This is a genomic window from Stenotrophomonas sp. YJH_SMC_36, assembly GCF_059369935.1.
Genome location: NZ_JCAFTD010000015.1, coordinates 1 through 13424, shown reverse-complemented (window position 1 = coordinate 13424; position 13424 = coordinate 1). Strand labels below are relative to the sequence as shown.

Here is a 13424-nt window from a genome sequence, read left to right as displayed (position 1 = left end):
GCTGCTGGACCACGTTGCCGATGCTGCCCAGCAGGGCGTTGTCGGCCAGGCGCAGGGTGGCATGCGCATCGCCACGCAGCGCACCGGCCTGCTGCGCGACCACGTCGCGGTCGGCAAACTGCAATGCGCCCAGCAGCGGCTCCAGCGCCGACGCCGGCTGCGATGCCGCCGTCCTCAATGCCTGGCCGAGGCCCGCGCCCGACGCCACGCTGGCGAACGGAGACACGTCATCGAAGGCCGGATTGGCAACCGCCCAGATGCCGTCGCCGGTCTGCACGATATTGAACGTGAGCAGCGAGTTCTCGCGCGGATGGAACCTGCGCTGTGCCGTGTCGGCACTGGTCAGATCGGCGCTGTAGCCCGAGCCGTCCTGCCGCTCGGCACGGGTGAAGGCGACCTGTCCGGCCTGCAGCTGCGGCACGCTGGCATCGAACTCGCTGTCACTGTCGTTCAACAGCGCGGTGGTCAGCTCGTTGCCTTCCTTGCTGCCATAGATACGTCCCTGTACCAGCGGGATCGAAAGATCCTGGCGGTAGTAGCCCGGTGCGATATCCAGCGCGAGCTTGCCGACCGTGCCGCCGATCAGGAAGCCCGGCGCAGTGGTGGCCGCCCCGTTTCCGCAATAGTAGTAGCTGCCCTGGCTGTCGCAGCGATGGACCTCGAATGCGTCCAGTACAAGGCCCGCCTGGCGCGTTTCCGGCGTGATGTCGAACAGCAGCCGGCCGGCATTGGGATAGGCGAAGCTGACATAGCCGTTGACCGTCAACGGGCCGCCCTGCGGATGAAGATCGCCACCGGCCACCCTCACCCGCGCCACCTGCGGAACATTCCAGGGGAAGTCGGGATAGTCCGGATCCCCGACATAGGCCGTCGCGCCGATGGTTCCATGCCCCTTCAGTGCGGCCCCTGGATCCAGCGTCACGACGGCCGTGGAGATTCGACCACCGGCCATCGCCACCTCACCTCCACGCCGGACCAGCAGCGTATCGCTGTTGTCCAGTTCGCCGGTCGAGGCGAGGGACAGCGAACCGTCCACGATCGTGCTCCCGGCCTTCAGCAGACCGTCCCTCACATCGACGGCACCGTTGCGTCCTATCACGCTGTTGCCGGTAAGCAGGCTGCTCTGCGCTGTGATGTCCAGCCTCCCCGAGTCCACCCACAGAATCGACGCACCGCTGTCTTCCGTCGCGGACCAATGGGCGCCCGCGGTGAGCTTGATCACGCCAAAGGCATCGCCGCCGACGACCTTGTCCACGTCCACATCGCGCACATAGGAGAACTGCGCGGGATCGAATGCCGGATTGATGTTTCCGCTCACCCGCTTGCCATCGATGACCAGGACATCGTTGGTCGTTGCATAGTCCATCGAGGTCGCCACCCTGTCGCTGAACAGCGTCACGTCCGGATAGGCCGTGCAGCCACCGTCCTCGCTGGTGTCGCGCGTCGGGCAGAAGCGGGTCGCGATGGCCATCGTGGCCGGATCGAAATAGCGCAGGAAGCCGGAGCTTTCCGTCAGTTCGTAGTGGGCCTGGGTGATCCGGCCTTCAATGACGGCAAAGTCCCTGGCGCCAAACATGTCCCGGTAGTACTGGATGTACTTCTCCTGGCCCGGGTACGGCGTGGGAACACCATCCCGGGCTTCGCCATGGATCCCCAGCACGGTCATGTCGTAACCGTCATACACCGGCAGGGCGAAGCGGGTGATCCGACGATTGACACCGGCGACGAACGCATCGGCACACGCCGAGTAGCAACCACCGTCCAGCACGGTATCCAGGCCATTGCGACGGATGACCTCGCCCATGCCAACGCCACCGCTGGCAGCACCACCGGGTGAATTGCGGAAGACGATCTGGCGGATGGTCCGTCCCTGCCGGTTCGCCGCGCTGAGAATGCGCTCCAAGGTCCTGGGATCGCTGCTCTCGACGCCGCCGGAGTAGTAGATCGTGTCGCCGTTCAGATGGAAGGTGCTTGCCTGCGCATCGAGCGTGGAGAGTCCCGCCATCAGAGCGAACGACATCGCCATGCTCAGCCTGGACCGGGAAGTGAGGGGGGAGATCGACGAGTTCGACATGCGGGTTACCTGTGTTCGAGAGAGTGCCGCCCCGCCAACGCCCCTGCCTATGCAGGGCCACTGGACGTCGCAGTGCCATCCGTCGCGCCTGTGGCCGACGACAGGAAGCACTAACGGCCGAAGGTCGCCCTCACCCCCAGTCGGGCGGCGAATCGCGCCACCTGCCCTCGTATTCCGCCGGGCATGGCCCGGCGCCACCAGACACAAAAAAGCCCCGACCAGGGCCGGGGCTTTTCATCAAACATGGTGCCGGAAACAGGAGTCGAACCTGCGACCAGTTGATTATGATTCTAAATGAACGAATCCTCAGTCGCTGGATGCACGAGTTTGATCAGCGATAGAGCTGACGAAATCGATGATCTCCTCGATCTCGACGCCTCGTTGATTAGGCTCATCGTCCGATCCCAAACCCGTCTCCGAGAGCTCTTGCAGCAATACATCGATCAGCAACTCTCGGTCACGCTCGAGCAGATGTTTGACTCCTTCTTCAGGCAACTTAAAGCTGTGCCTCGCTGCGATTTCGGCCAACAGCGAATTCAGATGGGAGGAGATGGACTGTGTCATTTTACTTCACCCTCGGGTCTCTCAACCCATCACTATTTTTTGGAATCGCAGTTATGACCTTCCCTTCACCATTCAGGACCACCCTCGCATCCTTCCCGGTGTAGGCAGTCTTGCCACCGGCCTGCTCGGCGACCTTCACAGGTTCTTTTACTGCCGATAGTATGGCCCTTGGGGAGACACCTCTGCCCCCATCGCGGGAGATTGCCTGATTCAACCCATGCTTCGTGTAACCAGTGATCTTTCCCGCCAGCGCGCCTGACGTACCCGTAACGCCAGCAGCTCCTGCACCAATTTCGGCTGCAGTGGCAACTGCTGCTGGATTTGCCATCGCAGATAGACCTACCTCTGCCAGCACTGGAGCGGCCAGAACTGCAGTCAATGCAACGCCAATTGCCGGCCCGAGTCTGTCGTTGGGATTCCTTGGCGGTGGAGTCACCGGCTGCCCATTCGTGGCGTCGTTGACTACCTTGAAGGCTGCACCGCTCTCCCGCCCATCAGGATCCGTGAATCTGTAAGGATTGCCGTTCGCATACCGGTACCGGTTGAACTGCCCAATCGGCTGCTCATACGCCGTCACCGGATCCACCGACAGGAACACCCCAAGCTGCGGGTCCATGTACCGCTGCTGCATGTAGCTCAGTCCGGTCGACGAATCGCTCACATGCCCCGTGTACCCAGGCCCATCGCCGACCTGCCCGCCCACCACCGCCCCGTATGGCTCGTAGACATGGCGCTTGATGACGCTGCCGTTGGCATCGCTCTCGGCCACGACCGAGCCGAGGACATCAGTGTGGACGTAGGTGACCGTCTGTGCAGCGGCATCGAACACCAGCGCCACGACGGCAAGCAACAACAACAGACAGATGCGCCTGATCATCCCGGACATGGTGTGCTCTCCGTTCAGAGGGGCGGATCGCCCGGGTTTTCCGGCTTCGGATCCCGCTCAACCGTGGGCTCGAAAGGTGACGACCAGCCTGAGCAGCCAGCGGCATTGCATGCCCGCACTACATAGGGACTGGTGCAGTATGCAATCGAGTAGCTCTCCCCCTGGATCTCGTTGAGTGGCCCGGAATACATCTGGCCATACACGGTCGTGCCATCGCCTGCATGGAGTTCGTACCGCTCCGCACCGCTCGAGGCAGTCCAGCTGACACTGCAGTTTGCGAACTCGCTGTCGTGCGGTCCGGCGTAGTACCAGTGATGATGTGCATAGGTGATCGTAGGGGTCGACGGCGGACGTATCACATTGACCGTCCTTGTCGCAGACCAGGCACTACACCCGCTGCTGTTGCATGCGGACGCGCGATAGGCATAGCTGCCGGGTGCGCCGGGATTCAACGAAGCGCTTGTACCGGAGTGATCGCCAGCTCCCGCCCACGCAGCGCCGTTCACGCTCTGCTGCAAACTGTAGCGTGTCGCGGCGCTCACCGCTGACCAGCTGACCGTATATGCCGCCGTCGCCGAGGCCGGAGCATTCAGCGTTGGAGCGCTCTGAGGCGCGAGCAGAACCGTGACCATGCCAGTGCTTGAGTAGCTGCTGCAGCCTCCCGTATTACAGGCTCTTACCCGGAACGAGTAGCTGCCATTAGCCCGTCCGCTGACCGAGATACTGGTACCCGCGCCGCTCTGGATCTGCGACCACGCCCCGGATGTCAGCTCCTCCAGTCGGTACTCGGTTGTCGCGGCAACCGTCGTCCATGTGACAGTAAAACCGCCATTCGTACTGGATGCAGGCACAGCCAAAGCCGGCGCAGCGGATGGAGGCAGGACCACGACCGTTTTGACCGTTGCAGAGTAGTTTCCACAGCCACTGGCGTTGCAGGCCCGGGCGCGGTACTCATATGAACCGCTTGGCTTGCCACTGACTGCCTTGCTGATTGCGGAAGCATCCTGCACGTTGGCCCATGCTCCCCCCGCAATACGCTCTTCAAGCTGATAGGACGATGCTGTCGGAACCGACAGCCAGCTCACCGTCCAAGCTCCCGAGCTATTGGTAGCGGGAGCCGTGACGGCGGGCGCGGCGGGCACCAGCAGCACAATGATCGCCTTCTCGGCTGACCAGGCGCTACAGCCACCGGCGTTGCAGGCCTGAACCCGATAGCTCCAAGTGCCGGAAGTCTTTCCGGAAACACTGCGCTGCGTCGCTCCTTCCGCCTGCAACTCCTTCCAGGTTCCAGTGCCCAGCCTTTCCTCCAGCCGATACTCCACAGCGCCGGCAACGCTGCTCCAGCTCACAGGGAATGCTCCGGTGCTGTTGCTTCCGGCCAGTGAAATGGTCGGCGCCCCTGCCGGCGGCAGGAGCACCGTGGTCGAAACGATATTTGACCAGGGCCCACAACCTGCAGAGTTGCATGCGCGCACCTGGTAGCCGTAACTGCCCGTGGCTTTGCCGCTGATCGCCGCGGACGTCCCAGAAGTACTGGCCAGATCGGTCCAGGCCGCCGTCCCAAGCCGCTCCCTGGGTTCGTACCGGACGCTGCCCGCCACCGGCGTCCAGCTTACGGTGAAGGCACCGGAATAGCTGCTGGCAGGCGCAGTGACAGTTGGCGCCGTGTCCGTCGGGTAGATCACGGTCATCGTCTGCGCGGCCGAATAGGGCCCACATCCAGACACATTGCATGCCCGCGCTCGATAACTGTAGTTGCCGGCCGCCCTTCCACTCAATGTGACACTCAGGGCTGCGGCGTCGTGTACAACAACCCACGCTCCGTTGCCGGCCTGTTCCTCGACAACGTAGCGGCTTGCATCCGCCACGGCCGACCAGCTTATGGTGTGGGTACCACTGAGACCGACCGCTGGCAGCGCCAACGAAGGTGCCACTGCCGGCACCGGAACATGGTTGACGACGACGGAGCCGCTCCAATCCCCGCACCCGCTTCCCTGACAGGCTCGGACTTGATAGTGGCGTGGACCTTTGGCAACCCCCGAGACAGCGAAGGAAAGCGCACTACCTGCGTAGGCGCTGCTCCAGGATGCACCCGAACTGCTGGACGCACGGAGCTCATAACGATTCGCGTTTCCGATCGAACTCCAGCTGACCGTGTAACTTCCGGTTGCTACAGTGGCTGGGGCAGTGAGGACAGGAGCTACAAGAACAACCGCCGTTTCCACCTGCGCAATCAGATGGCTGCCCAGACTCACGTACTCAAGCTCCTTTCCGGTGCGCTTGTTGTGCTGTCGACGCAGCACTCCATCATTGCCGTAGAAGGAGAGGATGTCTCCGGCCGAGGCGTTGTAACTGCCTACTCGTCGCCCGTGAGCATCGTATGCATAGGTCTCGCGGCCGCCAACGTTACGCAGGCGATTGCCGAGATCAAAACGGAACACCTCACCATTCTTCATGGCAAGGTTGCCCTGCACGTCGTAGTCGAGGCCGATGATGGCACTCCCGTCATCCTGATTCACGGTCGTCATGCGGTTACGTGCGTCGTACCAGTAATTGTGCTGCTTGATGCCGCCCAGCTTGGCACTGCGCAGGTTGTCCAGAACGTCGTACGTGAAGCGATAGATTTTGTCGCCACCGAAGGAGGCCGAGCTGGCCTGCGTCAGGCGATCGGAGGCGTCATACTGCATCTGCCGCGACTTGGTTGCTTCGATCGCGTCCGTGATGCTGGCAACGTTGCCGTTCTTGTCGTAGGCGATGCTGGTGTCCAGAACTCCAGAATCGATCGCACGGGACGGCAGTCCGCGAGTGTTCTGGGCCATGCTGTGGGCGATGCCATTGCCGTAGCTGAAAGCCCGCAGCGCGCCATTGGGATAGTAGGCAACGCCGGTGGCAAAGGTCCCAACCCGGGTTGGTTGACCGAGCGCGTTTGGAGCCAGCGCCACCTGCAGACCACTGGGATACTGCAGACTGGCCAAGGCACCATTGGCGTCGTAGCCATAGCCCATCGCCCAGATTCCCGACCCCGACTGCTGCAGGGTTTCGCTGATGATCAATCCTCGCTTGGCGTAGTCATAGGTATTGATGACCTGCCTTCCGTCCGGATTGCCGGTTACCACCTGCGTCGGAAGACCGGCGCCGTTGTATGACCACACCTGGTCACCACTACCGTCGGCGAAGATGAGCTGTTTCAGCCGATTGCGAGCATCGTAGGTGCGATCGACACGGCGGCCTGAGGCTTGCGCTGCAGCCGAATCACAGGTGTTGGTCGCATTCTGAGTCAGCCCGGCCGCGGACCATGCAAGATTTCCGGCTGCGTCGTAGCCCATGGCCGTCGCGCCAGTTTCGGGCTCGACACTCTTGCAGAGCTCCTGCTGGGGGTTGTAAACGTAGGAACGCGTAACCGACACGCCGCTGGTTGCGTTTCGGCGCTTGATGGATGTCGGCTTTCCGAACAGGTCACGCCCGATGTCGGTGAAAGCGCCACCCGGGTGCTCGATTGCTACCGCCTGATCATAGGATGGCGTGTCGTAGACTCGATGCTGGGTAATAGTTGATTGCCCGCGCGCATCAGTGACACGTACACGCATGCCTGACTGATAGGTCGTCAAGGTGGTCAACAGACCCTGTTCGCTATCGATTGAACTTGACGTTGGCCGTCCCAGCGCGTCGAACTCGCTCCACTGACCGGTGCTTGGACTAGCCCCCGCAGCTGGATAAGACTGGAACGTCGTGCGACCCGCATGGTCATACGTGAATCGTTGATAGCGCCCGGTCGCGGAGGGGCTGTTCGCATCCTGCTCAAGGGTCAATGCAGGGCGCCACATCGCATCGAACCACGTCACCTTGTTGCGGTTTCCGGTACTTGTCGTCAGTCGCCAGTGGCCACCCGCCATTCCATGCTCGACAGCGTCGACCCGCTCGAAGACCTGGGTAGTCGGGCTCCACGCCACGGTGTCGCCCACCGCAAATGCCTTGCGTGTCTGCCTGCCCATCGCGTCATAGTCGAAGCTCGTCTGGTAGCCCAGCTCGTTGGTGACCGAGCGTATCCACCCATTGTCGTCGACACTTGCCGACATCGATGTGCCATCCGCGAAGCCTATCGCCTGTGGGATACCGCGCTTCCAGCTACTCAGTGTCGTGCTGTTGCCACGACCATCGGCAAAGCTGGCCACAGTGCCATCAGCATGGTAACTCAGCGTTTGAAGAAGCTTGCCGAACCGCCGCTGTTCGGTAGGCATGGCCTTTGCGTTGTAGACCGTCTGGACTTCAACCAGACCGGTATTGTCGTTGGTCTGACTGGATACCTGGCCAAGGATCCAGGCACTGGTGTCATTGTAGTAGCCGGTAGTATCAGTGCGACTGGCGCCTTGTGAACTGCTCCGCGTAACGCGCGATGGCCGGCCATAGCTGTCAAAGGCGTCCACGTGCCAGGTCATCGTTACGCCATCGCGTCGGATCTGCCGCGTCCGCAGGGGACGGACGAGCGCTGACGTCCCATCGAATCCGCCCCACGCCCAACCGTACCGGTCGGGGAACGGAAATGATGCCGCCTCGGCAGAAGAAACGTAACTGAGTTCCTCCGTCTCCAGCACCACACCAGATGCGGCCACCGTCTTGCGCCCGAGCAGTTTTCCTTCGTTGTGCTCGAAGACGATCCCGTAGGTCTCTTCGATCCAGCTGCCGTCAGGCTGTGTGATCTTCACGACCTTGGTCTGCGGGCAGCTCGTGCACGGAGTTACCGCCCCCTCCCACATCGGCTGGAAATCACCAGAATCGCCATACGTCCACCGCATCTGAGACAGCCCCGGGCCGTCAATGGTCTTCTCGGTCAATGCCAGCAGGTCGGAGTAATAAGGAACACCGAGCACGTGACGCAGAATCCCCTCTCCCGCGGACTCCGGCGCGCAGTAGTGCACAGGGACGCCGGCCCTGTAATGGCGTTGATGATCGAATCTGAAGTTGCCGACGGCACCGGATGGATGCCTGATGCGAAGGCGGTACACCTTCTCACGCAGGGGCGCGACGCCACCGCACCCTTGGCCGGGGTCCTCCGTCCAGTTTTCATAGGCGATGCGATTATTGTCCAGGTGCTCGATCTCCCAGGATGAGCCATCCGGTTGGGTGACCCGCTGCAGTGCAGCCCCCGCATATCCGTAGTTCCACGTACGCCCGTTCGCCGAAGCACTCTGCAGCTTCGAACCGCTGTAGTTCAGTGTGATAAGACGACCGTCGCTACCGGCGATACTGGTCGGATGCCCGCTCGCGTTGTAGCTGATGCTGACACTGTTCCCGAATCGATCTTCGATTCGGCTTGCGAGCAGATAGACCTCCATCCGTGTCTTGATGTATCCGATGGAGGAATCGACCATCATCTGCCCGACGGTACGCTGCGTACCCACATTGAAGGTGTATTTGATTCCATCCTTTGTCTGCAGGATGAAGCCCTCACCTTCATAGCCCGCCACCATGGGCGTGCAGCTCACCGCGTCCAGTTCGTTGGTCGTCCAGCTCCAGTTGTCCGCGCGCCGCGCATCGGGACGGAAGCTGGCAGGAGGACTGCCGATCAGCGACCGGGCACCATGACCCGGTAGATTCACCGAGTAGCCTGACCAGAGGTCGTTGATTCTGAAGGGCAGCTCGGTGTAGGGAATGAAGTTCGCGCTGCAACGTGGAACCTTGGTCGATCCCCGATATGTCCACCCGTAATCCGCGTCGAAAACACCGGAGATGTACGGGACGTCGATGTTCCAATCGCCTGCACCGCCGTAGATCTCAGGGTCCTGGCCAAGATGCGGTATCGGACGGATGTTGAATCTGCGGGCGAGTGCCACCGGCAACGCGTTGCTGCCCGGCAACGAGATATCGGTTTGCCGGAAGTGCGCGGCCCGATCGAACGCGTTCACCGAGTCCCCGAACAGATCAGACGTGAGTGGGCCAACCAGTTCCGCCGAGCGCAGCTTTTTGTCGTACTCCTGGTAGGGCTGCTGCACCGCCTGCTGCGCCTGTGCCGCGCCTGCCATCCACAGAATCAGGAAAGCCGCGCTGATGGACTCGAGTACCAGGCGACCACTCTTCTTTGCAGCTGTTTCCATCCCGCCCCCTCATCCCTTGATCGAGAATTGTGATCCCACTTCCAGACTTCAGTTACGCTGCGCCCGTGGTTGCAAACAGAACCGCACGGCCTTCCCGCTCGCGCCGATACGCCCCCGGCCCAGGGTCGGCGTCAGCCCGGGCACGCTTACTCGAAAAATTCTGACCCCGACTCGTGACCCGGACTCCCAGGGTCACGAGGCAAGATTGCGCTAACAGATACGAAGCGCGAGCACCCCAGCAGCGCCGCCGGCTATGTGGTGCCAATAGCGGGAAGATCGAGCAGGCGCTCTCGACGACGGCCGAGCCAACGGCATCGGTAGGATGTACGAGCGCCGTCTGGGCAAGCACGAACGGCGACAGCCGAGGTCAGTCGGCAGCACACAGCGCAGCCAGCGGCCCGCCGCAGCCAGCGTCCGGATTCGATCTTCAAATCCCCTGAAGCGGATCAACACAACGCCTGCAGTTCCCCCGAACCTGCACATCCTTCCAATCCCTGAAAGAGCCTTGAAGCAAGGCTGGGTATTCATAACACAGAACCGGGGCCTGGATGGCGGGACTGCAGCATTGACGCCAGAGGCACCAGCCCGCGCGGCAGCCACCGAGCGCCCGGAAGCCTCGGGAGGGGCCGGATCAATCAACAGCAGGAGGCGCTCCCGGGCTGCCAACCAATCCGCATTCCGCCGGGCACTGCCCGACGCTACCAGAGCAGGAAAAAAGCCCCGACCCGGTCCGGGGCACTTCATGCAACGGGTGCCGGAAACAGGAGTCGAACCTGCGACCCACGCATTACGATCGACCTCTCCCAACCAGTCAATTGCGCCGTGCAACCATGTCGACCAAGCGTCATGGTGATGGGCGGAACTTCGTGACCTTATTGCGAAGGCAGTCGGTTAATCCGCCGATGGCCATACGGACACAGGACTGGTCGACCATGAAGCTGAAACTGGCTGTCATCACCAGACCGGAGAAGTAGCTAAAGGTAAACACAGCCTTATTCGTGGATCGAACAAAGCGCGGATCATCTCCCAAGCCGACTTCAAGCACCTGCCCACCTCCATCTGCAGGCTGGAGCGCGCGCGAGAATGATCCACCGTCATCCAGCCAATCTACAAAAGACTGCCTAAGCCCTTCCAATGCGTCTCGCGCCACGACGACTTGCGGAAGCACAACGCGAAAATCCTCAGTTGCCTCCCGCCCCCCCTCTGGCGCTCGATTCCAGTACTCGCCGACCAGCGTGAAGCGACAGACCATTTCGCGATCTGTGCTCTCCACAACTTCACACTCGAGATTCTCCATTCCTCGATTTGAGGGCAGCGACCATCTACGATCAGTCATCGAGACCTCCCTGTTGGATTTCCCTTGGGTCGGCGAGAATGCTCCTCGTTTCTATTGACATTTCTTTCTCCGGTATCGTGAGGAGTCCTTCCCCTGCTCGCATGCCCTCCTTGATCACTTCCGGGCCCACGGTCAGGAATCACCGAGTCGGGATCGCTACTTGAAGCGCCTTCATTTCTTCTCGTTTCAGACTGCCGCCCACTTGTACTCTCAGGTGAATATGGATCACTCGGGATGAATGGCGATGGCGATCGTCCCGATTCGCCCCTGCTTCCAGGAATAGGCTGCCCATCTCGCCCCCGCCGCACTGTATCCCGACCTGCGGGACGTTCAGTGGGCCTCGAAGTTGGCCTTCCACTTGGCCCGCTCTCGCGATTCCCCCCGGATGTATCCTCACTGCGCTGGATGTTTCCACCGGGGTGGGGAACCGGGATGGGAAGGATGTAAGGGGCCGGCATCGGAATCGCCTGCCGTCCATCAGGATCAGTGAACTTGTACGGATTCCCGTTGGCATACCTGTACCGATTGAACTGCTCAACCGGTTTCTGATACGCCGTCACCGGATCCACCGACAGGAACACACCCAACTGCGGATCCATGTACCGCTGCTGCATGTAACTCAGCCCGGTGGCCGAGTCGCTCACATGCCCGGTATACCCCGGGCCATCCGTGACCTGACCACCGACCACAGCACCGTAAGGCTCGTAGTCATAGCGCTTGATCACGTTGCCGTTGGCATCGCTCTCGGCCACGACCGAGCCCAGCGCGTCCGTGTGGATGTACGTCACCGTCGTCTGGGCAATTGCGGCTGGCGACACGCCAAGGCCAAGCAGCAGCACGCAGCACAGCCAGGCGCCGAATGCCCCCAGCTTCCGAATTCGATCTTCAATTCTCCTGAAGCGGGTCGACACACCACCTGCAGTTCCCCCGAACCTGCGCATCCTTCCAATCCCTGAAAGAGCCTTGAAGCAAGGCTGGGTATTCATAGCACAGGAATGACCGGCTGCGGTTGCCACGTCAGGAACTGCGCGAGGAGCCAAGCGCTCGGGAAGCCGGAGGGACGAGTAGGCCGCGAGACTCGGAAATTGCGGCTGCCCGCCATGGGTTGGCACTGCTGGGGAACTCGCATTCCGCCGGGCATGGCCCGGCGCTACCAGACACAAAAAAGCCCCGACCAGGGCCGGGGCTTTTCATCAAACATGGTGCCGGAAACAGGAGTCGAACCTACATTTCATCTCAGTCCCGGGTCTGTCGGTCCAGCGATATCTCCGGTTCCGACCATCCTGTCCAGACTCTCCTCAAATACCTCACCATCTTCAATGTAGAGCTGGACTTCGTGGTCAGATGATAGCCGGATGTCCAGTACCCATACTTGCGGCGCGCCAGCAAGCGCATCGCACAGATCACCCGTCGACACCTCTAACGGCCTGTTCACCATCCGCTCTCGAAGATGACCCAAGGTCGCTTTTGACTCCGCTCCCGAAGGGACATCCAAATGCGATAGCAGCCAAATATCATTCGTGCTGAAGTTCTCTCTTAACGCCTCAACTACCCTGTCTCCCGTGATTGGGAAGCCCCAAGCGTTTACGGTCATGACTATCCGCCTCCGTTAAGCGGCCGCGCGGGTCCGCGTGAAGGAGTGCCCCCGGTAGCACTCGGCTCGTAAGGATGTTCGTGCGGGTTCGTATGACTGCCCGGCCGGCCGTGGTCAGTAAAATCAATAGTCTTTGCCGGCCTCCCCTGACCGTCGAATTCTCTCGCCTGGTCGTACTTTCCATTTCTACCATCTCGCTGACCCAGTTGCGTATGCGGGCCAGCCGCATCCGGTTCTGGTGCAGGCTCACCATTGGGCTTCGTGGGTAGTGGTCTGTCGGGGAAACGATTGGGTATTGGCTGCCCGTCTCGCCCCCGTCGAACTGTATCCCGACCTGCGGGGCGTTCAGTGGGCCTCGAAGTTGGCCTTCCACTTGGCCCGCTCTCGCGATTCCCCCCGGATGTATCCTCACTGCGCTGGATGTTTCCACCGGGGTGGGGAACCGGGATGGGAAGGATGTAAGGGCCCGGCATCGGAATCGCCTGCCGTCCATCAGGATCAGTGAACTTGTAAGGATTCCCGTTCGCATACCGATACCGATTGAACTACCCAACCGGCTGCTCATACGCCGTCACCGGATCCACCGACAGGAACACACTCAACTGCGGATCCATGTACCGCTGCTGCATGTAACTCAGCCCGGTGGCCGAGTCGCTCACATGCCCCGTATACCCCGGGCCATCCGTGACCTGACCACCGACCACAGCACCGTAAGGCTCGTAGTCATAGCGCTTGGCCACGTTGCCGTTGGCATCGCTCTCGGCCACGACCGAGCCCAGCGCGTCCGTGTGGATGTACGTCACCGTCGTCTGGGCAATTGCGGCTGGCGACACGCCAAGGCCGAGCAGCAGCACGCAGCACAGCCAGGCGCCCAATGC

The 13424-nt window shown here is 61.4% G+C and carries 6 protein-coding genes and 1 pseudogene; all 7 read right to left on the bottom strand.

Annotation, left to right across the window (positions count from 1 at the left end):
- Positions 1 to 2020: pseudogene (locus AC5P76_RS18670) on the bottom strand (autotransporter outer membrane beta-barrel domain-containing protein); the annotation flags it as partial.
- 360 nt (positions 2021 to 2380) lie between these two features.
- Complete coding sequence (locus AC5P76_RS18665; RefSeq protein ID WP_053520314.1) at positions 2381 to 2638, bottom strand: hypothetical protein; 258 nt, start codon at positions 2636 to 2638, stop codon at positions 2381 to 2383.
- Position 2639: 1 nt separating this feature from the next.
- A complete protein-coding gene (locus AC5P76_RS18660; protein WP_317233208.1) occupies positions 2640 to 3524 on the bottom strand; it encodes an RHS repeat-associated core domain-containing protein in 885 nt (294 codons plus the stop codon).
- Positions 3525 to 3538: 14 nt separating this feature from the next.
- Positions 3539 to 9616: an RHS repeat protein gene (locus AC5P76_RS18655; RefSeq protein WP_253120488.1), complete on the bottom strand. Its 6078-nt coding sequence runs from the start codon at positions 9614 to 9616 to the stop codon at positions 3539 to 3541.
- Positions 9617 to 10460: 844 nt separating this feature from the next.
- The gene (locus tag AC5P76_RS18650) at positions 10461 to 10952 is read right to left on the bottom strand and encodes a hypothetical protein (RefSeq protein ID WP_253120491.1); all 492 of its coding nucleotides are present in this window, start codon (positions 10950 to 10952) and stop codon (positions 10461 to 10463) included.
- On the bottom strand, positions 10949 to 11893 hold the full coding sequence (locus AC5P76_RS18645) for an RHS repeat-associated core domain-containing protein (protein ID WP_460256572.1): 945 nt from the start codon (positions 11891 to 11893) through the stop codon (positions 10949 to 10951). Before AC5P76_RS18645 ends, AC5P76_RS18650 begins: the two co-directional genes overlap by 4 nt.
- A 1198-nt stretch (positions 11894 to 13091) precedes the next feature.
- On the bottom strand, positions 13092 to 13424 hold a 333-nt coding region (locus AC5P76_RS18640; protein ID WP_495222807.1), incomplete at its 5' end, for an RHS repeat-associated core domain-containing protein.

What these genes read in the sequence shown, in the direction of transcription:
- AC5P76_RS18645 (WP_460256572.1), bottom strand. Translation starts at nt 11,893, where the DNA reads ATGCGCAGGTTCGGGGGAACTGCAGGTGGTGTGTCGACCCGCTTCAGG.
- AC5P76_RS18655 (WP_253120488.1), bottom strand. Translation starts at nt 9,616, where the DNA reads ATGGAAACAGCTGCAAAGAAGAGTGGTCGCCTGGTACTCGAGTCCATC.
- AC5P76_RS18665 (WP_053520314.1), bottom strand. Translation starts at nt 2,638, where the DNA reads ATGACACAGTCCATCTCCTCCCATCTGAATTCGCTGTTGGCCGAAATC.
- AC5P76_RS18650 (WP_253120491.1), bottom strand. Translation starts at nt 10,952, where the DNA reads ATGACTGATCGTAGATGGTCGCTGCCCTCAAATCGAGGAATGGAGAAT.
- AC5P76_RS18660 (WP_317233208.1), bottom strand. Translation starts at nt 3,524, where the DNA reads ATGTCCGGGATGATCAGGCGCATCTGTCTGTTGTTGTTGCTTGCCGTC.